Origin of the sequence: Anoxybacillus flavithermus (genome assembly GCF_002742685.1) — a bacterium.
GTDB lineage: Bacteria > Bacillota > Bacilli > Bacillales > Anoxybacillaceae > Anoxybacillus > Anoxybacillus flavithermus_E.
Genome location: NZ_PEDM01000001.1, coordinates 368,805 through 389,910, shown reverse-complemented (window position 1 = coordinate 389,910; position 21,106 = coordinate 368,805). Strand labels below are relative to the sequence as shown.

30 protein-coding genes, 1 tRNA gene and 1 riboswitch are annotated in these 21,106 nt (G+C 42.7%); of the genes, 22 read left to right on the top strand and 9 right to left on the bottom strand.

The genetic code is table 11. The features are described from left to right. The first annotated feature begins 97 nt into the window (after window positions 1-97). Genes CS060_RS02045 through CS060_RS02020 form a run of 6 tightly spaced genes read left to right on the top strand, consistent with a single transcriptional unit; the run spans window position 98 to window position 3,487 of the window. On the top strand, window positions 98-553 hold the full coding sequence (locus CS060_RS02045) for a YhcN/YlaJ family sporulation lipoprotein (protein ID WP_099668636.1): 456 nt from the start codon (window positions 98-100) through the stop codon (window positions 551-553). A gap of 12 nt (window positions 554-565) precedes the next feature. Further along, the gene (gene spoVAC / locus CS060_RS02040; protein ID WP_099668635.1) at window positions 566-1,048 is read left to right on the top strand and encodes a stage V sporulation protein AC; all 483 of its coding nucleotides are present in this window, start codon (window positions 566-568) and stop codon (window positions 1,046-1,048) included. After that, the gene (gene spoVAD, locus CS060_RS02035) at window positions 1,045-2,061 is read left to right on the top strand and encodes a stage V sporulation protein AD (protein ID WP_035048895.1); all 1,017 of its coding nucleotides are present in this window, start codon (window positions 1,045-1,047) and stop codon (window positions 2,059-2,061) included. Before spoVAC ends, spoVAD begins: the two co-directional genes overlap by 4 nt. Next, window positions 2,058-2,414, top strand: coding sequence for a stage V sporulation protein AE (spoVAE, locus tag CS060_RS02030; protein ID WP_035048897.1), 357 nt, complete (start codon window positions 2,058-2,060; stop codon window positions 2,412-2,414). Before spoVAD ends, spoVAE begins: the two co-directional genes overlap by 4 nt. Window positions 2,415-2,420: 6 nt before the next feature. Continuing rightward, a complete protein-coding gene (locus tag CS060_RS02025) occupies window positions 2,421-2,627 on the top strand; it encodes a DUF1657 domain-containing protein (protein ID WP_035048899.1) in 207 nt (68 codons plus the stop codon). A 2-nt stretch (window positions 2,628-2,629) separates the two neighbouring features. Further along, a complete protein-coding gene (locus CS060_RS02020; RefSeq protein ID WP_035048901.1) occupies window positions 2,630-3,487 on the top strand; it encodes a DUF421 domain-containing protein in 858 nt (285 codons plus the stop codon). A gap of 86 nt (window positions 3,488-3,573) precedes the next feature. On the opposite strand, the gene CS060_RS02015 is transcribed toward CS060_RS02020, so the two are convergent. Next, window positions 3,574-3,891 carry a thioredoxin family protein gene (locus CS060_RS02015; RefSeq protein WP_035048903.1) on the bottom strand — a complete coding sequence of 106 codons (318 nt, stop codon included), beginning with the start codon at window positions 3,889-3,891 and terminating at the stop codon, window positions 3,574-3,576. 85 nt (window positions 3,892-3,976) lie between these two features. Here CS060_RS02015 and CS060_RS02010 point away from each other — a divergent pair, with 85 nt between their 5' ends. The 3 genes from CS060_RS02010 to spoVIF all read left to right on the top strand — a co-directional run bounded on the left by CS060_RS02010 (window position 3,977) and on the right by spoVIF (window position 4,765). Next, window positions 3,977-4,213, top strand: coding sequence for a hypothetical protein (locus CS060_RS02010; RefSeq protein WP_099668634.1), 237 nt, complete (start codon window positions 3,977-3,979; stop codon window positions 4,211-4,213). An 81-nt stretch (window positions 4,214-4,294) separates the two neighbouring features. Beyond that, a complete protein-coding gene (locus CS060_RS02005) occupies window positions 4,295-4,423 on the top strand; it encodes a YjcZ family sporulation protein (protein WP_009362140.1) in 129 nt (42 codons plus the stop codon). 87 nt (window positions 4,424-4,510) lie between these two features. Continuing rightward, a complete protein-coding gene (gene spoVIF, locus CS060_RS02000; protein WP_006322845.1) occupies window positions 4,511-4,765 on the top strand; it encodes a sporulation-specific transcription regulator SpoVIF in 255 nt (84 codons plus the stop codon). Between the two features lie 17 nt (window positions 4,766-4,782). Here spoVIF and CS060_RS01995 read toward each other — a convergent pair whose 3' ends face one another. After that, window positions 4,783-6,906: an ATP-dependent helicase gene (locus CS060_RS01995; protein WP_099668633.1), complete on the bottom strand. Its 2,124-nt coding sequence runs from the start codon at window positions 6,904-6,906 to the stop codon at window positions 4,783-4,785. Window positions 6,907-7,014: 108 nt separating this feature from the next. On the opposite strand from CS060_RS01995, the gene CS060_RS14025 reads away from it, so the two are divergent. After that, window positions 7,015-7,152 carry a hypothetical protein gene (locus tag CS060_RS14025; protein WP_180271037.1) on the top strand — a complete coding sequence of 46 codons (138 nt, stop codon included), beginning with the start codon at window positions 7,015-7,017 and terminating at the stop codon, window positions 7,150-7,152. Here CS060_RS14025 and CS060_RS01990 read toward each other — a convergent pair. The 4 genes from CS060_RS01990 to CS060_RS01975 all read right to left on the bottom strand — a co-directional run bounded on the left by CS060_RS01990 (window position 7,149) and on the right by CS060_RS01975 (window position 9,589). Continuing rightward, on the bottom strand, window positions 7,149-7,826 hold the full coding sequence (locus CS060_RS01990) for a DUF421 domain-containing protein (RefSeq protein WP_099668632.1): 678 nt from the start codon (window positions 7,824-7,826) through the stop codon (window positions 7,149-7,151). The genes CS060_RS14025 and CS060_RS01990 overlap by 4 nt on opposite strands. A gap of 66 nt (window positions 7,827-7,892) precedes the next feature. Next, window positions 7,893-8,318, bottom strand: a complete 426-nt coding sequence (locus tag CS060_RS01985) for a GNAT family N-acetyltransferase (RefSeq protein ID WP_035048907.1) — start codon at window positions 8,316-8,318, stop codon at window positions 7,893-7,895. 4 nt (window positions 8,319-8,322) lie between these two features. After that, complete coding sequence (locus CS060_RS01980) at window positions 8,323-8,835, bottom strand: YjcG family protein (RefSeq protein WP_035048909.1); 513 nt, start codon at window positions 8,833-8,835, stop codon at window positions 8,323-8,325. 61 nt (window positions 8,836-8,896) lie between these two features. Next, a complete protein-coding gene (locus CS060_RS01975) occupies window positions 8,897-9,589 on the bottom strand; it encodes an alpha/beta hydrolase-fold protein (RefSeq protein WP_099668631.1) in 693 nt (230 codons plus the stop codon). Between the two features lie 102 nt (window positions 9,590-9,691). On the opposite strand from CS060_RS01975, the gene CS060_RS01970 reads away from it, so the two are divergent. Next, entirely contained in the window at window positions 9,692-10,207 is a 516-nt protein-coding gene (locus CS060_RS01970) for a phosphatidylglycerophosphatase A family protein (RefSeq protein WP_006322857.1), read from the top strand. Between the two features lie 120 nt (window positions 10,208-10,327). Further along, complete coding sequence (locus tag CS060_RS01965) at window positions 10,328-11,179, top strand: Rpn family recombination-promoting nuclease/putative transposase (RefSeq protein ID WP_099668630.1); 852 nt, start codon at window positions 10,328-10,330, stop codon at window positions 11,177-11,179. Window positions 11,180-11,207: 28 nt separating this feature from the next. Here CS060_RS01965 and mscL read toward each other — a convergent pair whose 3' ends face one another. Beyond that, window positions 11,208-11,603 (bottom strand): large conductance mechanosensitive channel protein MscL, encoded by a 396-nt coding sequence (gene mscL, locus CS060_RS01960; protein WP_035048913.1) that lies wholly within the window; start codon window positions 11,601-11,603, stop codon window positions 11,208-11,210. Between the two features lie 130 nt (window positions 11,604-11,733). Between mscL and CS060_RS01955 the strand changes: the two genes are divergently transcribed. After that, window positions 11,734-12,213: a cupin domain-containing protein gene (locus CS060_RS01955; protein WP_035048915.1), complete on the top strand. Its 480-nt coding sequence runs from the start codon at window positions 11,734-11,736 to the stop codon at window positions 12,211-12,213. A 424-nt stretch (window positions 12,214-12,637) separates the two neighbouring features. Here the strand turns inward: CS060_RS01955 and CS060_RS01950 are convergent, their stop codons facing one another. Beyond that, window positions 12,638-13,204, bottom strand: a complete 567-nt coding sequence (locus CS060_RS01950; protein ID WP_099668629.1) for a DUF5626 family protein — start codon at window positions 13,202-13,204, stop codon at window positions 12,638-12,640. A 462-nt stretch (window positions 13,205-13,666) separates the two neighbouring features. Continuing rightward, a riboswitch (SAM riboswitch) is annotated at window positions 13,667-13,774 on the top strand. Window positions 13,775-13,845: 71 nt separating this feature from the next. Here CS060_RS01950 and CS060_RS01945 point away from each other — a divergent pair. Beyond that, window positions 13,846-14,949 carry a methionine biosynthesis PLP-dependent protein gene (locus tag CS060_RS01945; RefSeq protein WP_035048918.1) on the top strand — a complete coding sequence of 368 codons (1,104 nt, stop codon included), beginning with the start codon at window positions 13,846-13,848 and terminating at the stop codon, window positions 14,947-14,949. A 6-nt stretch (window positions 14,950-14,955) separates the two neighbouring features. Next, window positions 14,956-16,095: a cystathionine beta-lyase gene (metC, locus tag CS060_RS01940; protein ID WP_099668628.1), complete on the top strand. Its 1,140-nt coding sequence runs from the start codon at window positions 14,956-14,958 to the stop codon at window positions 16,093-16,095. 19 nt (window positions 16,096-16,114) lie between these two features. Here metC and CS060_RS01935 read toward each other — a convergent pair whose 3' ends face one another. After that, window positions 16,115-16,651 (bottom strand): HD domain-containing protein, encoded by a 537-nt coding sequence (locus CS060_RS01935; protein ID WP_009362746.1) that lies wholly within the window; start codon window positions 16,649-16,651, stop codon window positions 16,115-16,117. Between the two features lie 116 nt (window positions 16,652-16,767). On the opposite strand from CS060_RS01935, the gene CS060_RS01930 reads away from it, so the two are divergent. From CS060_RS01930 to CS060_RS01900, 7 genes are all read left to right on the top strand, one after another. Continuing rightward, complete coding sequence (locus CS060_RS01930) at window positions 16,768-17,400, top strand: hypothetical protein (protein WP_035049693.1); 633 nt, start codon at window positions 16,768-16,770, stop codon at window positions 17,398-17,400. Window positions 17,401-17,502: 102 nt separating this feature from the next. Next, a tRNA-Val gene (locus tag CS060_RS01925) sits at window positions 17,503-17,575 on the top strand. A 199-nt stretch (window positions 17,576-17,774) separates the two neighbouring features. Beyond that, the gene (locus CS060_RS01920; RefSeq protein WP_099668627.1) at window positions 17,775-18,203 is read left to right on the top strand and encodes a MarR family winged helix-turn-helix transcriptional regulator; all 429 of its coding nucleotides are present in this window, start codon (window positions 17,775-17,777) and stop codon (window positions 18,201-18,203) included. Window positions 18,204-18,431: 228 nt separating this feature from the next. Next, the gene (locus CS060_RS01915; RefSeq protein WP_035049690.1) at window positions 18,432-18,953 is read left to right on the top strand and encodes an NAD(P)H-dependent oxidoreductase; all 522 of its coding nucleotides are present in this window, start codon (window positions 18,432-18,434) and stop codon (window positions 18,951-18,953) included. 17 nt (window positions 18,954-18,970) lie between these two features. Beyond that, on the top strand, window positions 18,971-19,552 hold the full coding sequence (locus tag CS060_RS01910; protein ID WP_035049688.1) for an NAD(P)H-dependent oxidoreductase: 582 nt from the start codon (window positions 18,971-18,973) through the stop codon (window positions 19,550-19,552). A 23-nt stretch (window positions 19,553-19,575) separates the two neighbouring features. After that, entirely contained in the window at window positions 19,576-19,947 is a 372-nt protein-coding gene (locus CS060_RS01905; protein ID WP_035049685.1) for a hypothetical protein, read from the top strand. 275 nt (window positions 19,948-20,222) lie between these two features. Continuing rightward, window positions 20,223-21,101 carry a DMT family transporter gene (locus CS060_RS01900; protein WP_035049683.1) on the top strand — a complete coding sequence of 293 codons (879 nt, stop codon included), beginning with the start codon at window positions 20,223-20,225 and terminating at the stop codon, window positions 21,099-21,101. The last annotated feature ends 5 nt before the right edge of the window (window positions 21,102-21,106 follow it).

Sequence of the window (21,106 nt, the reverse complement as noted above, 5' to 3'; positions counted from 1 at the left end):
AGCTTTTTTTCGTCAAAAACCGCATAAAATCAATAAAAACTTAGGGTATGTCTTTAAAACTTTTGACAATACCTACATGAACAGAAAGGTGAATGCTATGAAAAAATGGCTTGTACTCATTCTCGTCTTTTTTCTAATGAGTTGTGCACATGAACAAAAAGAACAACAACAATCGCTGCAGCAAGAAAATATCACCAATGTTAGCCATGACGGAAGCGCGAAACGAGGCGACCAACAACATGCCGAAAAAGCCGTACAGATGTTAAAGGAACGACAAGATGTGAAAGATGCGGTGGCGGTCGAGGCGAACGGACGGTTGCTTGTGGCGTATCAAGTGAAACATTTGCATCGCTTTCGCATGAAACAAATTGAAAAAGAGGTAGGTAAAGCGCTGAATGAACAATTTCGCGAAAAAGTGATCGCCTCGCACGATTTAAAAATTTTTTGGAAAACGAAAGCGTTAAAAGAAAAAATCGAAACGAAAAATATTAGCGAAAAAGAGATCGAAAAAGAAGTAACGATCATTCAAAAATTAAGTGAAGAACAAACGTAGTGAGGTGAAATAATGGCAAACGAAAAGCGAAAACATTTAACGCCCGTTCAACAAGAGTATCATCAATTTGAACAAGTGCGTGAAACGAAGCGGCCGGTGTTGAAAAATTGCGTGCGTGCCTTTTTTGTCGGCGGATTCATTTGTGCCATCGGTCAAGCAATTTCTTATTTTTATATGTACTTTTTCGACTTTACAGAAAAAACGGTCGGCAATCCGACGGTAGCGACGATGGTGTTTATCGCGATGTTGTTAACCGGGTTTGGCGTATATGACCGGTTAGCGCAATTTGCAGGAGCAGGGAGCGCTGTGCCTGTCACCGGTTTTGGCAATGCCGTCATTTCCGCCGCCATTGAACACCGAACGGAAGGATTTGTGCTTGGCGTTGGCGGCAATATGTTTAAACTAGCCGGTTCCGTCATTTTATTCGGCACGTTTTCTGCGTTTGTCGTAGCGCTCATTAAAACAATTGTAGTGAAATGGGGTGGGCTCGGATGATGAAAGGACATCGCACATGGGTATTTGAAAACCGTCCAGTCATCGTCGCCACCGCCACAGTCGGCGGACCGTTTGAAGCGAACGGAAACATTGCCGATGATTTTGACTTATTGCATGAAGACCTTTGGCTTGGGGAAGATTCGTACGAAAAAGCGCATAAAGTGCTGTTTGAAGAAGCGTTTTTTCAAGCGATGAAAAAAGCAAACATCGAAAAAGAACAAGTGCAGTTTATGATTGCAGGAGATTTGATTAATCAAATGACTCCTTCAAGCTTTGCCGCCCGCACGCTCAGCACTCCGTATTTAGGCGTATTTGGCGCCTGCTCGACGTCGATGGAAGCGCTCGCGTTAAGCGCTTTTATCGTCAATTACGGCGGGGCGAAGTACATATTAACAGGTGCCGCAAGCCATAATGCTGCGGTTGAAAAACAGTTTCGTTATCCGACGGAATACGGTGGGCAAAAGCCGCCGACAGCGCAATGGACGGTGACAGGGGCAGGAGTAGCGCTCGTCGGAAGTGAAGGAGACGGGCCGCGCATTACTTCCGCAACGATTGGGAGAGTCGTCGACATGGGATTGACCGACCCGTTTAATATGGGTGGGGCGATGGCACCAGCGGCGGTCGATACGATTGAAGCGCACTTACGCGATATGCAAGTTGATGCGTCGTATTACGATTTAATCGTGACAGGTGATTTAGGAAAAATCGGCCGCACTGTCTCGCTTGATTTGTTGCGAAAAAATGGGATGAAGCTTGAAGAAGAACGATATCAAGATTGCGGATTACTCATTTATCGCGAAGGGCAACCAGTGTTGTCGGGAGGGAGCGGGGCAGGGTGTTCTGCAACCGTCGTGTACGGTCATTTGTTAAACCGGATGAAGCGGGGAGAAATGAAGCGCATGCTTGTTGTAGCGACAGGAGCGCTTTTATCGCCGCTCACGTTTCAACAAGGCGAGACGATTCCTTGCATTGCCCATGCAGTTGCGATTGAATATGGAGGCGATCATTCATGATGGCGATGTTTTTCTGGGCGTTTGTCGTCGGAGGGCTTATTTGCGTCATTGGACAAGTGATGTTTGATGTGTTTAAGTTGACACCTGCCCATACGTTAAGCGCACTCGTTGTGACAGGCGCGATTTTAGACGGATTTGGATTGTACGAGCCGCTTATTGATTTTGCAGGTGCTGGCGCAACGATTCCCATTACAAGTTTCGGCAATGCGCTCGTGCACGGGGCGATGCAAGAGGCAGAAAAACATGGCATCGTCGGGGTGTTGACAGGGATGTTTGAAGTGACAAGCGCCGGCATTTCCGCCGCCATTGTATTCGGTTTTATCGGAGCATTATTATTTAAACCGAAAGGATAGAGGGACATGACAATCGGTTCACAAGTAAAACAAAGTTTGGCGAATATGAAAGCGATTCATGCAACATTGCAAGAGCTTGCGCTGACGTCAACGAATGATGAGGCGCAGCGTGCGTTTCATGAAGCGATGTTACAAACGGAACAAATGATTGCAGCATTAAAAGGGCGCATCTCGACGCTTGAGCGCGAAGAGCCGCAATATAAGGGGATGTAGGTATGCCAGCGTGGTTAGAAGTTGCGATTCGCTCGATTTGTATTTTAATTGGGCTGTTTGTTATTACAAAATTATTAGGGAAAAAACAGTTGTCGAAGCTGTCATTTTTTGAATATATCGTTGGTATTACGATCGGGGATATTGCCGGGTCGATGTCGATGGATTTAGATATTCGGTTAACGGAAGGAATAACGAGCATTTTGATTTGGTCGCTTTTTCCTGTCGCCATTTCAATCATTTCGTTGCGCAGTAAAAAATTTCGCGATTTCGTTGAAGGCAATTCCACCGTCTTTATTAAAAACGGAAAAATTTTAGAAGATAATTTGAAAAAAGAAAAATATACAGCCGATGAATTGCTTGAACAGTTGCGGAAAAAAGACGTCTTTCGCGTTGCGGATGTCGAATTTGCGACGCTTGAGGCAAACGGTGATTTAAGCATTTTATTAAAGCGCGACAAACAGCCGCTGACGATTGGGGATGTCCAAAAGTACGTTCCAGAGGAAAAAGAACCACAAACGGTCATTATGGACGGAAAAATTTTAGACGAACCGCTTGCGACAGCTCGTTTAAACCGCGGTTGGTTAAAGAAACAGCTCGATCAAATGGGCGTTGCTGTCGAAAACGTCTTTTTAGCGCAAGTTGATTCGTATGGTCAACTGACTGTCGATTCATATGACGATCGCATTCAAGTACCAGAGCCGCAACAAAAACAACTATTGCTTGCCTCGATGAAAAAAGCAGAAGCGGACTTCGAACTATTCGCCTTGCAAACGAATGACGCCGAAGCAAAACAAATGTATGAACAACAAGCGAAACAAATGCAACAGCTTATTCAAAAATTGCAGCCGTTTCTTATGTGAAGCCACGACTCGTACGTGGCTTTTTTGGTGTTCGTTATCCCCTTCAACGTAATTTTTTGATTTATATGTACAAACAATCAGCTAAATTAGCTGATTGTTTGAAGAAACTCCTCGACTTGTTCGCGTGTTTTGGCGTTGGCGCTATGTAAGTGGGCGATTTTTTCGCCGTTTTGGAACACAAGCAAGCTCGGAATGCCCATGACGTTGTACGTTTCGGCGATGTGTGGCACATCGTCGCGATTGATGTCATACCATGTAAATTGTGGATAAGCAGCGATCACTTCGTCGATAAATTGATCCATGCGCACGCAGTCCGGGCACCATGTTGTAAAAAACTTTACGACAACAGGCGTGCTTGATGCGATCGCTTGTTCAAATTGTTGTGCGTCTTGTAGTCGTTTCATATGACACGTCCTTTCTTATCATTTCGTGTTTTATTTTAGCACATTTTTACGTTTGTTACGTATGAAAAAGCAAGGGGGGAAGAGGATGGATCGTTTGGAAAAAGAATTGCAATCGTATACGCGCAAAAAACATCAAAAGCACGATGCGTTCATGAAAGCATTTGACACGTGGGGAAAAGAAGTGGAAGCGACGTTAAACAAATTAGAAAAAATAAACGATGCTCTATTTCAACAGTTTCAAGCAAATATGGGCGATGCGGAAGCGTTTTTTGCGAAAAAAGAAAAGCAGTTTGCACGCATGTTTCGACAGTTTCGTGAATGAAGAGAAATTTGATCAGCGCCCATACCAAATGAATTTTTGCGCATATGATGTAAGCGACAACGTTGAAGGAGGTGGAGTCTCATGGGCTTCGGATATTGCGGATATGGTTACGGTGGCTACGGCTACGGCGGCGGATACGGTTCAACATTCGTGTTAATCGTTGTGTTGTTCATCTTATTGATTATCGTTGGTGCAGCGTTCGTTCACTAAGAAGAGGCGTTCCAAAGGGCATACCTTTGGAACGTTTTTTTTTGTTTTTCATATGCTGAAAAAGAAAAGTGAAGGAGGCGGAGAAAAATGGATCAACATTTTTTTAAAAATATCGAAAAGAAAACGGGTGTGAATATGCAAGATATTTTTGCGCTGGCGAATTCTTTACAACATGCGAATTTTAAAGATGAAAAAACGGTGCGCGGCATCGTCAAACGCGTCGCTCAAATTGCGAATCGCAACGTACCGAAAGAATTGGAAGATAAAATTGTGCAGTCGATCGTCAATAACGGAAAACAAATTGATTTTAATACGATTGCGAATATGTTAAATAAAAAATAAGAAAAAAGCGAAAAGTCTTAGACGAGGCTTTTCGCTTTTGTTTCAAGGAAAGAAAGCAAGCGCGAGGCGTTTGCTTTTTTTAATCGGCGCATGGACGGAACAGAAATAAAGAGGCGCTCTTTGGCGCGTGTGATGGCAACGTAAAAAAGGCGGCGTTCTTCTTCAAGCGGAGCGACATCGCCATTTCGATACGCTTCAAGCGCATAGTCATGTGGCAATAGCCCATCGACTGCCCCGATGATATAGACGACCGGAAACTCTAATCCTTTCGAGCGGTGAATCGTCATGAGTTGAATGCCGTCATCGCACGTCGTATGGGCGTATGACTGAACGCGCTTGACGTGAGATAGAAACGCTTGAATCGTTTTAAATTTTCGTGCGACGACTTTGACATCGCGTACGTCGTCGGACCCTTTTTCAATCGTATTTCCTTCATTGCCGCGCTTTTTTAAAAATTCGCCTAAGCCCATCTCTTTTTCGATGAAATCGATCGCATCAAACGGCTTCATCTCTTTTACTTTCGCAAAAAGCGGGGCGATCGTGCGCAATTTTTGTTGTTGAAACGGTTGAATGCCGTCGAGCTTGGCAAGCGCCTCCACAAGCGAACAATCTTGTAAAATGGAGATCGCTTTTACATCGTTTATGACTGTCTGTTTTAAAAACAATACGGTGGCGACGTCTGCCATCGCTTGTTCATCGTTTGGATCGAGCGCAAGTTGAAAAAAGCTTAACAAATAGCGCACGATGCGGCGATTGTAAAACGAGTCACCGTCTGTTGTGACGGGGATGTGAAGTTGTGAAAGTCGCTCAAACACAGCACGCGCCGATGCGTTCGTGCGACACAAAACGGCGATATCGCTCGGTTTGACGCCTTGTTTCATTCGTTCTTCAATGTCGCAGGCGATCATCGTCGCCTCTTCTTCTTCATCGTACGGAAAAAACATCGTCGGCATATGTCTGCTATCTGTTTGGGCGTTCATTTGTTTCGGAATGCGCGTGCGACTTTTCGCAATGATGCGGTTGGCGAGTGCGACGATTGGATGTGATGAACGATAATTTTCCGTTAGCTTGACGATTTTTGTGTTCGGAAAGTCTTGTTGGAATTGGTGAATGAACGATGAATCGGAGCCACGAAATGCATAAATGGCTTGGTCGTCGTCACCGACGGCGCAAATATGATGCGTATGGGATGCAAGTAGTTTCATCGTCTCGTATTGCACACGGTTAATGTCTTGAAATTCATCGATTAAAAAGTAATGAAACCGTTCGTGGTATTGTCGCAATCGTTTTTCATCCGTCCGCAACATGTCATAGCACGCATATAACATATCATCAAAATCAAACAGTTCGAGCTGTTGTTTTTTCATTTCATATTGTTTATACAACTGCACGACGCGCTCGTCCCATTCGTTTTCAATGGCGATATCATCGAGCGATGTGAGCGTATTTTTCCAATACGACATGCGCTGTATTGCTTCATCGTACGGAAAATCACGTTCGTCAATGCCGATGTGGCGTCCGATTTCTTTCATCATCTTTTCTTTTTGCCAGTCACGAATAAGCCGTTCGTGCCGCCAACGGAACGGATCGGCATGTTGTAACATGCGATAAAATAAGCTATGGAATGTGCCGACGGTCGGTATGTCGAAAAGGTTGTACGACTGTAGTCTTTCGGCTAGTTCTTTTGCTGCTTTTGTCGTAAAGGTGACGATCATGATGTTTTTCGCTTTGATGTGATGAGTTGTAATCATTGTTGCGGCGCGTGTCGTTAGCGTGCGTGTTTTGCCGCTGCCAGCCCCTGCAAGAACAAGAAGTGGTCCTTCGACATGATGGACAGCTTCGTATTGCTCGGCATCGAGTGGGATACCGCATACGGTCATTTGTTTTTTTTCTTTCATATGAAACGGTTCGGTTGGGCGAATCGAGATGATGTTCGCTTGTTTTCGTTCTTCTTTTATACAAGCATTTGACACATGATAAAAGTGCGGGGCATGTTCAATCGCTAAATGAAAGCGAACGATTCCACCGCACGTCGGACACGTCCATTTGTTGCGTAAACTTTGTTCGTAAACGAGCTCATATTTTTCTCGTGGTAATGTATGAATGTCAAATAACTTGCCGTTATATTGCGCTTTGTTCATCGGTCAAACTCCTTCGTCTAACGTCAACGTCTATGTTAACAAAACATACAATAAGAGAAAAGGAGTTTTTTGTTGGTTGGCGAATATATAAAAAAAGGAGGCGAGCATATGCATATTCCACCGATTCGTTCAAACCCGCTTCATGTTCCACGCGTCACAAACATACAACGAGCGACAAACGAGAAAAAAGAACAAACATCACAAAAGAAAAAACGACCTCAAGATCGTTCGTTGAAAAAACGTTAATATGCCTGCACGTGCATGCCTTTGCCGTCTTGCCATTCGGCGTATAAAATGTCATCGTAGTTTTCAAAGCCAGCGTGGCGAATATGTTTTTTTAGCCATTGTTCGTCCCAACCGTTCTCTTGTAAATTGTCCCAAATGACTTCCCCGTCGATAATGACCGTCACAGGCAATGTCGCTTCCGATGCAGACATGTGATGATCTTGCCGCGTCGGTTGCTCGTATGGGGCTTTTTTCATGACGCTCACTGTGCCGTCTGTTTCTAAAATGGCGTATTCCACTTCGCGAACGGAAAAGACGTTGCGGGCGCGAAGCAAATGTTGCAGTTGGTTTAGGTCGAGCTTCGTTTGTTTTAGCGCTTCATATAAAATTTTTCCTTTCGAAATGACGATCACCGGTTTTCCTTCTAACAATTCGCGAAGTTCTTTTTTCTTTTGTGTAATCATTTCTGTTGCGTAAATGAGCAGTCCCCATAGTCCAATCGCAAACAATACTTTCGCGAGCCCAACATCGGCATCGTATAGCCCATTTCCAACAAGCTCTCCGAGAACGAGGGCGGAAATAAAGTCAAATGGCGTAATTTGCGTAATTTGTGTCCGCCCAAGTATTTTCGCCATAATAAATAAGGCGATATAACCGACAATGAGTTCGACTGCAATTTGCCCAAATTCGTTCATAACGATATCCTTTCTTCTGTCGCTTCTTTTGTTAGTATGCCAAGGGAAAAAGAAAACATGCGACCGCTATGATCGCATGTTTTTTACCATCGTCACATGTGGAATGCCCGCGTCCAGAAAGACGTCGGATACCGTTTCGTAGCCGAGCTGTTTGTAAAACGGTTCGGCATGTGTTTGGGCGTTTAGTTTCACCTTTGTGACGTGCTGTTTGGCGTATTGTTCGATCGCTTCCATGATCCGTTTGCCAATGCCGCGTCCGCGATATGCTGGAAGGACGCAAATGCGTTCGATTTTCCCGACGTCATCGATTATACGAAAACGTCCTGCGGCAATCGGTTGATCGTCATCGTATATGACGAAATGAATAGATTCGCGCTCGAATGCGTCAATTTCTTCTTCTTCCGACACCCCTTGTTCGTCAATAAAGACGGCGCGGCGAACAAAAAGGGCATCGTGCCAAAGCGCTTCGTCTTGTCCTCGTTTGACGTACATGTTGTTATTCCTTTCCAAGATGAAATGTTTCGTATGCTGACCACGATCCGTTTTCAAGTTGATATAGTAAATGGAAGCGGTCGACTTGTTCTTCAAAATGGACGGACTGCATGTTAAAGCGGCCGAATACATCCGAATATTCGTCGTTTGACAAATCACGTGCGATCGTAATGTGCGGTACGAACGCATAGTCTGTTTGTTCAACAAACGGTGGACGATGTAATTTTTCATGTAGTTTGATGAGCGGCTCTGTTTTTTCCACTTTTAAATAAATGACGTTGTTGACCGGATAAAACGAACTAAATTTCGTGATGCGCAACGTGAATGGCTCTGTTTCGCGTGCGACATCGCGAAGTTGTTGAACGAGCTCATTGAGCTTGTCTTCCTCCACATCAAACGCATATTTTAACGTAATATGCGGTGGGATTAAGGCGTAGTGAGAGTCGTACCGTTTACGATACGAATTTGCAAAATCTTGAATTTTTTTTGATGGAAAAATCGCGATACCACATTTCATGCGACGTTTCCTCCTTTCGTCATTATATTTATATATTATAACAAATTTTCGGAAAATACTGTTACATTTCAATCACTTTTTTTAATCCGATCGGCAAATCTGGCTGCCAGTATGTCCATGAATGATCGCCGTCAAACTCGTGATAATGATAGCGAACTTGTTTTGTTTGAAGAACGTGAGAAAGCGCACGATTTGGTTCAATGAAGTTACGGACAGCTCCGTCTGTCGTTTTCACTTCTTTCTCATGTATGCCGATCGAGTGATAAAGCGCAAGTAAATGCCAGTCCGTAAATGATTGCACGTGCGCTATCACATCATCGTTCACATATGGCGACTGCATGACGACTTTTCCGAACGTATGTGGATATGTCATCGCGGTAAGAAGCGAAACGGTTCCTGCAAGCGAATCGCCAACGAGAATGCGTGTTGTACCCATTTGATATGTCGAAAAATGTTCATCAACGAGTGGCGCCAGTTCGTTTGCTAGAAAGCGCATGTACGCTTCGCGTTTTTTTCCGTTTGGATGATATTTCTCATAGCGATCTGACACGTTGTGATACGGCACGCCGATGACGACAGCACGTATGCCGAGCTCGTCGATGACGCGGCCAATTTTTCCGAACATAAAATAATCTTGTCCATCTTGTGCGATGATGACGAGATGTTTATAAAGCGGCGTGACAGGTTTAGAGCAATATACAGGTAACGATAGTTCCTCGTCTAAATGTTGGCTGTGAAGTGTTAACTCTTGCATGTTCTCCCATCCTTTTTCGACGTTGTTCTTTCTTATCGTACCACATTTCTGCATTTTTTGTCGTTGCATGATATAATGAGAGAACGAGAGGGGGAATAAAACATGAAGCGTATATCAAGTAAAGAAGTGTATGAAAGAACGTTGCAACTATTAACAGAACGTGGTGTGACGATTCCAGCGATTGCTGAGATTGTATATGAAATGCAAAGCCCATACAATAAAAATTTAACGATGGCAGAATGTATTGAAAGCGTAGAAAAAGTGTTACAAAAACGTGAAGTACAACATGCGATTTTAGTTGGGATTGAGCTTGATAAACTCGCAGAAAACGGCATGTTGTCAGAGCCGCTTCAAACGATTGTCGAAACGGATGAAGGGCTGTTTGGCGTCGATGAAACGTTAGCGTTAGGGGCGGTACTCGGATACGGAAGCATTGCGGTGACAACGTTTGGCCATCTCGATAAAAATAAAGTCGGAATCATTAAACAACTTGATACGAAACGTGGCAAAGGTGTGCATACGTTTTTAGACGACTTAGTCGCAAGCGTTGCCGCAAGCGCCTCTGGTCGCCTTGCGCACAACTTGCGCGACGAGGAAGAAGCTGCGTTGAATGCGTAAAAAAAGCCGTAAATCCGTATGGGTTTACGGCTTTTTTGAAGAGATGTGAACATCACATGCAGGAAAATAGTCGATGTTGTCGAATAAAAACATCGAAACGATTGTATGCGAGGTGACTATATGTCCATTGACCACGATCGTCTGTTTAAAGAGTTGATCCAAACGTTTTTTGAGGAATTTATCATTCTCTTTTTTCCGGCGATGCACGAGCATATCGATTTTCGCCACGTCTCGTTTTTATCCGAGGAACTGTTCACCGATGTGACGGCAGGGGAGAAGTACCGCGTCGATTTGCTTGTCGAAACGAAGTTAAAAGGCGAAGACGGGCTTGTGATTGTGCATATCGAAAATCAAAGCTATGTGCAACCATCATTTCCTGAACGGATGTTTATTTATTTTAGCCGATTGTTTGAAAAATACCGTAAAAACATTGTACCTATTGCTGTATTTAGCTACGATACGATCCGCGACGAACCATCGACATTTACCCTCCAATTTCCTTTTGGCTACGTGCTTGATTTTCGTTTTTTCACTGTCGAATTGCGCAAACAAAACTGGCGAAACTACATTCGTCAAGACAATCCAATCGCTGCTGCACTGCTAAGCAAAATGGGATATACTGAAAGTGAACGAGTAGAACTGAAAAAACAATTTTTACGCATGCTTGTCCGGTTGGAATTAGAGGAAGCGAAACAACGATTATTGTTTGGCTTTTTTGAAACATATGTAAAATTATCTGATGAAGAAGAACGAAGACTACGAAGCGAGGTGAATGAAATGGAGACGAAAGAAAAAGAACAAGTGATGGAATTGATTATTTCGTATGAACAAAAGGCGTTAGAAAAAGGAAGAGAAGAAGGAATGAAGCGCCTTGTACGAACGATGGCGAAAAAAGGGATGAGCGTAAAAGACATTGCGAACGTCACGGATCTTTCAGAAGAAGAAGTAAAGCAGTTCGTAGAGAAAGAATGAGTGGGAAGCCCCCAAAAAGCTTTGGGGGCTATGTCGTTTCTTTTTGTTGTTTTAATAAATCGCGAATTTCTGTGAGCAGCTGTTGTTCTTTTGTGATCGTTGGTGCCGTTTCTTTCTTCTCTTCTTGTTTTTTGATTCGTTCGGATAAGTTGTTCAGCAGTTTGACGAATAGAAAGATAGAAAAGGCAATGACTAAAAAGTCAACGACGGTTTGAATAAAAGCCCCGTATTTTACTTCTGCTTCACCGACTTTCCAAGATAAACTGCTAAAATCAATCCCTCCTAAAACGAGACCGACAAGCGGCATAATGATGTCGTTGACGAGGGAAGAAACAATTTTTCCAAATGCTCCACCGATAATGACCCCGACAGCTAAGTCGATGACGTTGCCTCGTACCGCAAATTTTTTAAACTCGTGCCACATCACAATTCCTCCCTTACGTTTGTCCCTAATTTACCATATATCGTTTCGATTTGTCGATTTTTGCATTCGAGGCGCAAGATCGGGCAGTTGTGCATAACATGACGATGAATATGAAAAAAGAGGTGGGAACATGTATCATTACTATCCGCATTATGTGTATGTGCCGATGTATCCGTATCCGATGTATCCGTTTCCGCGAGAACATACGAAAGATTACGGACCGAACCCGTTTGTCATTCAAATTGAAGACGCGACGAAACGAAACAATATGTTTCGTACGACGTTATGGACGGGACCTCATTTACAAGTAACATTGATGAGCCTTCGTGTCGGGGAGGATATCGGCTTAGAAATTCATCCGGGCGTGGATCAATTTTTACGTATTGAACAAGGAGAAGGAATTGTGCGGATGGGCAAAAAGAAAAATGAGCTAACGTTTGAACGACGAGTGGGTGACGGTTCTGCCATTTTTGTGCCTGCAGGAACGTGGCATAATGTGATTAACATAGGGAGCGTTCCGCTAAAATTGTATTCCATCTATGCACCGCCACAACATCCAGCGGGAACCGTCCATCCGACAAAAGCCGATGCTCTTGCAGCAAGAAAATAGGGGACAATTTTTGTCCCCTTTTTCACTGCCAAACTACAAAAAATGTGAAGTGCATCAAAAATTGCCTTGAGTACTCAACTTCAAAACCGAGAAGCTATTGACACAGTGTTGTCGGTTCTATTGGATCTGTGTATTTTGTTCATAGGAAACTGTAATGATTTGAATGCAGAATTTGAAGTATTGATATTATCTCTTTTTATGATTTTGTTCTATTAGTAATTGGATAATGTGTTCGTTTTGTTTAATTTGTATATCGCTATTTTTTTTTAGCTGGTAAGCACATTTCAAAAGAAAAAATAGTGAAAATGCAAAAATAATAATAGCTACAAGTGAAAAGTATCCCATTGCTCTCCGTCCTTAGTAATTAGTTTTCAATCAAATAATAAAAATCATTCTTAGAGCTAGTGAACATTTATTAATCGTCCTACATTCTTGTACTTATAGTAAGCAGATTCCCAGATAAAATTGCCTTAACATAAACATTTGCTCCACCAAGTCCTCCCAACCATGATACATCAGCAGAAAATTTAGCTGTTTGATCCGTATGATTCAAAGTAATGTTATTCAGAGTTCCACCGATAATCCAATAATCATAGGAATAAGCTTTAATAATTTGAGATTGTTCGATATTGTTAGGAATGTTAACATCAATAAAATAACTAATTCCCATATAAGGGGTTGTTGCTTTTACTTGGTAAGTAGACTTCCCATATGGAAAAAGATGTTGATACGAAAATACACTTACTTTGTCATAATTCATGCTTTCCGATAAAGTAAAGGGCTCAACGATAAAGGTTATTTCTTTCCCAAATTCATCGACGATACTTATCTCTTGTTTTTCTTGATTAGACAAATCGAACTGAACGGCAATCTCTTTTTCGTTTTCTGTTTCTTCTGTAACAGATAGTTCTGATGCATATGAAAAAGTCTCGTAAAATCCGAATACAAAAATATTAGTCAGAAATATTGTAAGAGTAAGAATTTTTTTCAATTGGAATACCTTCTAGTAATTATATTATAATTTTAAGATATATTTTACATGATTATAGTCCGAAATTCGATATCATTCACATTATTGTAAAAAATAAGGTTTGTCATATTCCTATATAAGGAGATTTGGGCTAAATTTCTATTACTTTTGCCTTGTGTATCGTTTCAGACATGTTGTTTTTTCGCTAAAGAATGAGTATGCGTTCCGTTATATCAGATAAGGCTTATCTGTTATTTTTTATAATAAAAAAGGGGTGCATCATCACAACATGTGCTTGACAAGCAATATGCTCTCCTAGACAAGGATTTGCAAAAATCATTGACTCACTGATTTTTCCTTACAAGCGCGAGGGGGACATGTTGTGAAAAAATCAAGCGCAACTTTTAGTGAAGAAAAAAGTTGCATTTTTTTTGAAAATCATGTACATTAGTTAAAAATCAGAAAATTCAATATGCATGTGCATTCTTATCAAGAGAAGGGGAGGGACTGGCCCGATGAACCTTCAGCAACCAGCCGAAAGCGGTCAGGTGCTAAATCCAGCGAATTGGCGTTCAATTCGGAAGATAAGAAGAAGCGTTTGTCTATGGACAGAAAGCCTTCTTCTTAGAAGGCTTTTATTTTTTTAGAAAGGAAGAGAGCGAATGAGCCATGTGGAAACAGTATTAGCGCAAATCGGTAATCGAAGCGAGACGACGACAGGAACGGTCAATCCACCTGTATATTTTTCAACAGCGTATCGTCATGAAGGGATCGGACAGTCGACGGGGTACGATTACATTCGGACAGGAAACCCGACGAGACATATTGTCGAGGAGGCGATTGCGCAATTAGAGGAAGGGGATCAAGGCTTTGCATGTAGTTCAGGCATGGCGGCGATTCAAACGGTGTTTGCGCTTTTTGAAAGCGGTGATCATTTTCTCGTATCGGCCGATTTATATGGCGGGACGTATCGGTTGTTTGAAAAAGGGTGGAAGAAATACGGGCTGTCGTTTACATACGTTGATGTTCGCAATCTCGATGCGGTAAAGGCGCATGTGACGGACAAAACGAAAGCGATTTTTTTAGAAACGCCGACAAATCCGCTTATGCAAGAGGCAGATATTGAAGCGGTGGCGGCGTTTGCGAAACAATATGAGCTGCTTCTTATTGTCGATAATACGTTTTACACCCCTGTGTTACAAAAGCCATTAACGAAAGGGGCGGATATCGTCATCCATAGCGCGACGAAATATTTAGGCGGGCATAACGATGTGCTTGCCGGGCTCATTGTCGCAAAAGGAAAAGCGCTGTGCGAGCAATTGGCGATGTATCATAACGCGATCGGAGCGGTGTTGTCGCCGTTTGATTCATGGCTGTTAATTCGCGGCATGAAGACGCTCGCTCTTCGCATGCGTCAGCACGAACAAAATGCGAAAGCCATTTACGAATTTTTACGTGGACACGAAGACGTCACCGATGTGTTATATCCGGGAAGAGGAGGTATGTTGTCGTTTCGCGTGCGCGATGAAAAGTGGGTCAATCCGTTTTTGCGCAGTTTAACGCTCATTACGTTTGCGGAAAGTTTAGGCGGTGTCGAAAGTTTTATTACGTATCCAGCGACGCAAACGCATATGGATATTCCAGAGGATGTTCGCATCGCCAATGGGGTATGTAATCGACTGTTACGTTTTTCTGTCGGCATTGAACACCATGACGATTTAATTGCCGATTTAACACAAGCGTTTCAACGCATGAAAGAGGTGTAAAAAAAGATGGATATACAAACGCGGCTCGTTCACAATAAATGGCAGGTCGATGCGCAAACGGGGGCAGTCAGCGTCCCGATTCATCATGCGTCGACATTTCATCAGTTCGATTTTGATACGTTTGGAAAATATGATTATAGCCGTTCTGGCAATCCAACGCGTGAGGCGTTAGAGGAAACGATTGCGGAGCTTGAAGGAGGAGTGAGCGGTTTTGCGTTCGCATCGGGCATGGCGGCAATTTCTACGGCATTTTTATTGTTGTCAAAAGGCGATCATGTGTTAATTACAGATGACGTATATGGCGGAACGTATCGCATCATCACGGATGTATTCAGCCGATTGGGCATTGAATATACGTTTGTCGATATGACCGATTTAGATACGGTCGCACGTCATATTCGTCCAAATACGAAAGTGATTTATATGGAAACGCCGTCCAATCCGCTTTTAAAAATTACAGACATTCGCGGGGTTGTGAAGCTTGCGAAAGCCCACGGTTGTTTGACGTTTTTAGATAATACGTTCGCGACCCCTTTATTACAGCGTCCGCTCGATCTCGGCGTTGATGTCGTGCTCCATAGCGCGACGAAATTTTTAGCCGGCCATAGCGATGTCGTCGCTGGACTTGCGGTTGTGAAAGATGAGCGACTAGCCAAAGAGCTTCGGAAGTTGCAGTATGCGTTCGGTGCGGTGCTCGGCGTACAAGATGCGTGGCTTGTGTTGCGCGGGTTAAAAACGTTGCACGTTCGGCTTGATTACGCTTCCCGTTCAGCGATGCAGCTCGCGCAGTTTTTACATCGTCATCCGAAAGTAGCACATGTGTATTATCCGGGGCTTTCGCATCACGAAGGGCACGTCATTCATCGCGAACAAGCGCGTGGGTTTGGGGCGGTGTTGTCGTTTGAATTGGAAAATGAACAAGCGGTGCGGACGTTTGTGAAATATGCGTATATTCCGGTATTTGCGGTTAGTTTAGGAGCGGTAGAGTCGATTTTATCTTATCCGGCAAAAATGTCGCATGCGGCGATGCCGAAAGCAGAACGCCTTCGTCGCGGCATTACGGACGGTTTGTTGCGCATAAGCGTCGGACTCGAGGCGATCGATGATTTAATTGCTGACTTTGAACAGGCGTTATCATACGTATAGGCTAGGCATATGCCTAGCCTTAGCTAATTTGGTCGAGGGCATCGCGTTGCAGTTGTTGCTCGACCATGCGATCGAGTTGTTGAATTTTTTTCAAAGCGAGTTCGTCATCGATTTGGCGATAGTGATGTTTGCCGCCTGGTTCTTCATCTGCTTCATCGGCAAGTTTAACGATCGTCTGAAGCGGTTTTCGTTTTAGCTCTCCTTCTGGAAGATACGAATCGGTATGAAGCAAAATGGCGAGGGCGATTTCTTTGGCGTGTTGAGGATGTTCACCGAGTCGAATAAGCAGTTTATGCGCTCGCTCCGCCCCTTTAATCGCATGAATGTCGTTTTGTTTATATGTTTCATAGTCCCACGTTCCGTTTGAGTACCATTCATAATGTCCAATATCATGAAGCAATGCCGCTTTTGTCGCTAAATCAACATTCACTCCATACTGCAAGGCGAGGCGATACGCGTGATATGCGGTCGCAATGGCGTGTGCAACGCCTGAGCGTTTTAAATACTTTTGGGTGATGGGGTGAAGGAAGATGTCAGTTAATGTGACACGTCTCATCGTGCATTCCCCCTTTTTTTGTTTTTCTGATTATCATACCATGTCTTATTTAATAAAGGCAATACATATTTTTCTGTTTTTCTTCCATACTAAGTGAAAAAGTATGGAGGACGCGTATGTTTTTATCATTATTATTATCGGTTATGACAGCGCTTTCGTTCAATGGGGATACTTGCACGAAAAAATTAGAGGAAGCAAACGTGCAATTGTGTGGCAAAGAAGATGGAGATTGGGTGCGCCATTTTACGCTTCACGTCGGTCAACAGACGTATGCGTTTCCGGAATGGGAACACGTGAACGATCCGAAAGCCAATCCGCAATTGTATTCCGTTGATGTAACGGACGATGGAAAGGAAGATGTCGTCGTTTTTCTCGTGAAAGCACGCGGCAACGGCACGTATAAAAACGAAGTGCACGTATTTGCCCATCGCGAAAACGGCATAGAAGAAATGATCGTCGAAGATCCGCGCACTGTCGTTTTAAAAAGCATGAAAATGAAAGAGACAGACGAAGGAACGGAGATTGTCATCGACCATGTCCATGCACTCATTCCGTACAATCGCCAAGGCGAAAAAGGGATGAAAGTGACGTTCGATCGCTTTGTAAAATACGCGCTCGACAAACAAAAACTGAAGGCTGTTTTACTTCTCGAACGAAAAAAAGGCGAATATATCGGCAGTTTCATCGTCACATACGAATATAAAGATGGCTTTTTCCAAGGCACTCACATCGACTTTATCCGCCATTAGCCATTGCCTAGGCAATGGCTAAAAAATTTTTTAAAAAAGTATTTGACAATGTGAGAGAAGGTAAGTATAATGAAAAATGTGTTCGATAGGACAACAACATACGATTCCGTAGCTCAGCTGGGAGAGCGCCACCTTGACAGGGTGGAGGTCGCTGGTTCGAGCCCAGTCGGAATCATCACAACCCCGAGTTCTTTTAGAGAGCTCGGGGTTTTTATTGAATGATGCATATTTCGTATTGCGTCTACGAGATAAAGTGAGCATGTTGTTCAGTAGATTTTTTACGGATTGATTCGGTAATACAAAGCTCTAGGTTTTGCTTTACAAGTTTCTTTTTATTTAGTAATTTTTATATACAAGTATGTTGAAGGTAGGGAATGCCAGTGGGTCAAAATTTTTGTAAATGTTTATATTTTACATCAAATCGGTTAGCGAGATTAATGAATAAAATAGCAGAGGAAGAATTTTCGTATATTGGTTTGTCGCCGATGCACGCTTTTTTGTTGATGACTGTAAGCGACCAACCGGGCATTACGCAAAAAGAATTGAGTGACATTTTGCATATTGCCCCATCGACGAGTACGCGTTTTGTTGAGAAATTGGAAGCAAAACAGCTCGTATATCGCAAAAATGAAGGAAAAATGACTTTCGTCTACTTAACTGAAAAAGGGATAGGAATACAGGATGACATCAAAAGGTGTTGGCGAAATCTTTATAAGCGTTATGCTCAAATTTTAGGTGATGAAGATGCTCAACGTATTACACAACAAATTGATGAAGTGTGCGATCGACTAGAAAAAAAATAAAAAAATTTTTTTAATGTATTGATTGTATGTACAAACAAATGTTATACTTCTTCATGTGAACGGAAATATATTAATCGAATAAACATTTATTTGTATGTACAAACAAATGTTTATATCGAATGAGACAATGTCATGAACGCGTTGGCCAACGGAATCATACATGTCCATTTATGCCGATGGGAAAGATATGATACGTTATTAACAAATATGGGAGGAAGGTTTACTTCTATGAAAACGTTAGTGATCGTTGCGCATCCGCGCATTGATGAATCGAGAGTGAATCGCGCGTGGGTAGAGCGTTTAAAGAAACAGCCGAATGTGACCGTTCATGAACTTTATAAAAACTATCCGAATGGAAACATTAATATCGAACGAGAGCAAAGACTACTGATTGAACATGATCGAATCGTTTTTCAGTTTCCTTTTTATTGGTACAGTAGTCCGTCTTTACTAAAAGAATGGCAAGATGTCGTTTTATCCTATGGCTTTGCATATGGAAGTGAAGGAAATAAGTTGCATGGAAAAGACTTTGTTATTGCTGTATCGACAGGTGGACCAGAAGGTGCTTATCGAGCAGGGGGATACAATCATTACACGATGAGCGAGTTGCTTCGTCCTTTTCAAGCGATGGCGAATTTAACAGGGATGAGATATTTACCGTCATTCCACCTTCATGGTGCTCGTACGTTAACGAACGAGCAAATTGCAGAAAGTGCGGAAAAACTCATTGAACATATAACAACTGTTTAAAAGAAAGGGGAATGAACATGAATACGTTAGTCATATATGCACATCCAAATCCAAACAGTTTTAACGCTGCGATCAAAGAAACTGTCCAACAAACGTTAACGGCGAAAGGGCATGACGTCCGAGTCCGCGATTTGTATGAGTTGCGTTTTCATCCGGTGTTATCATCAGAAGATTTTGTTCAATTTTCACAACATCAAATACCGGATGATATTCGAATTGAACAAGAGCACATCGCTTGGGCAGATCATATCATATTCATTTATCCGACATGGTGGGCGGGCACGCCAGCGATTTTAAAAGGGTTTATCGATCGGGTGTTTACAAACGGTTTTGCGTTTCAATATACAGAAAACGGAGCAGAAGGGTTGTTGAAAAATAAAAAGGCGATCATTTTTCAAACAACTGGTCAGCCGAAAGAGTTTCTTGAATTAGGAAACCTTCCATCAGCGTTTCAAGCGGTGATGAATGCAGGAACGCTTGCATTTACAGGCATGGAAGTTTTAGATCATACTGTATTTTACTCTGTTCCGTATGTGAGTGATGAAGAGCGAAAACAGATGTTAGAAGAAGTGAAACAGAAGGTTAGCTGTTTAGCTTAAACGTGCGATAAGGGGATTAACATATGTATCGGGTGGAATATTTGGCATATAAAAACCGTATTTATGCACAAGCCACAGGTGCTTTAACGGTAAGTGATGTAAAAAATTATGTGAAAGAAATTACGGATATAATTCATCAGAGAGTACGTGAACAGTGGACATTTTTTGCAGATTTAAGAGGAATGGATCAGCTCAATGATGAGTGTTACGTAGAAATTAACAAACTTCGTCAAGTGATGTTGTCTAGTCCTCACCGTTTGAAAAAGTCTGCTGTTGTTGTTGATAACTTAATTAACCAAATTAAATCAGCAAAAGCGATGAATGCCCTTGAGGAAACATTTACTGAAGAGTATTTTCTTCATCCAAAGCAAGCAGAAGATTTTTTAGACGAATAAAGTTTTTAAAAAGTTCCCCGTGGTACTAGTTAGACGGCTAGCGTTTAACTAGTGCGACGGGCTTTGTATTGTGGGATGTAAAAACTACCGTGGATCGACGTTTGTTTTCTTTAGACCATTAAAAAATTTGATAAAATAAAAAAATAACCATCGTATAGGAGTGAGAAGTATGTATATGTATTTATTTGAAAACGATCAACCAGCAGCTTGCTTCTAAGACGGAGCAAGCGCATGTTCCATCTTGTAGAAAAAAGAAAAAAGACGGAGGGGAAAAGATGAGACAAACGTTTTTCGGTTCGTTGTATTTGTCGCTTGCTGCGAGCATTTGGGGTGGCATGTATGTCGTGAGTAAATATGTGCTCGATTATGTTCCGCCATTTACGCTCGTATGGCTTCGTTATGCGGTTGCTTTTTTTGTATTATGGGCAATTTTACGCGTGAAACGCGTTTCGATGCCGAAAGAGAAGCAAGATTGGAAGCATATCATATCCATTGGGATCGTCGGGTATGTCGTTTCTATTTCCTTACAGTTTGTCGGGACAAAATGGTCGGATGCGCATACGGCTTCGCTCATTACGTCAGCCACGCCTGCGTTTATTGTTATTTTCGCTCGTTGGATGTTAAATGAAGTCGTGACGTTACGAAAACTAAGTGCGCTTCTGCTTGCGACGGCAGGGGTTGTTGTCGTCGTTGGATTTGGTGGGGAAGAGACGACGTCATTTTTCGGGAACGTCTTACTCGTTGGAGCGGCCGTAACATGGGCACTTTTATCGGTACTTGTCAAAATGGCATCGGCGCGACTGTCGGTATTAGTTATTACGACTTATGCGATTTTCGTTGCTTTCATCGGCACAACGCCATTGATGGTATGGGAATGGTGGCAAGTGACGTCTGTAACTTTTTCGTTTCCCGTTGTGCTTGGGGTCATTTATCTCGGTGTTGTGTCAACCGCAGGGGCGTTTTTTCTTTGGAATAAAGGGATGGAAATGATGGATGCCGGTGTTGGATCGCTTTTTTTCTTTTTCCAGCCGCTTGTCGGCTCTTTGTTTGGTTGGATGTTTTTGCATGAGCAATTACATGTTTCATTTTGGATTGGTGGAGCGTTGATCGTTATCGGGGTCGTTATTGCAGTGTTTCGAAAAAAGCAAGTGTAAAAGAT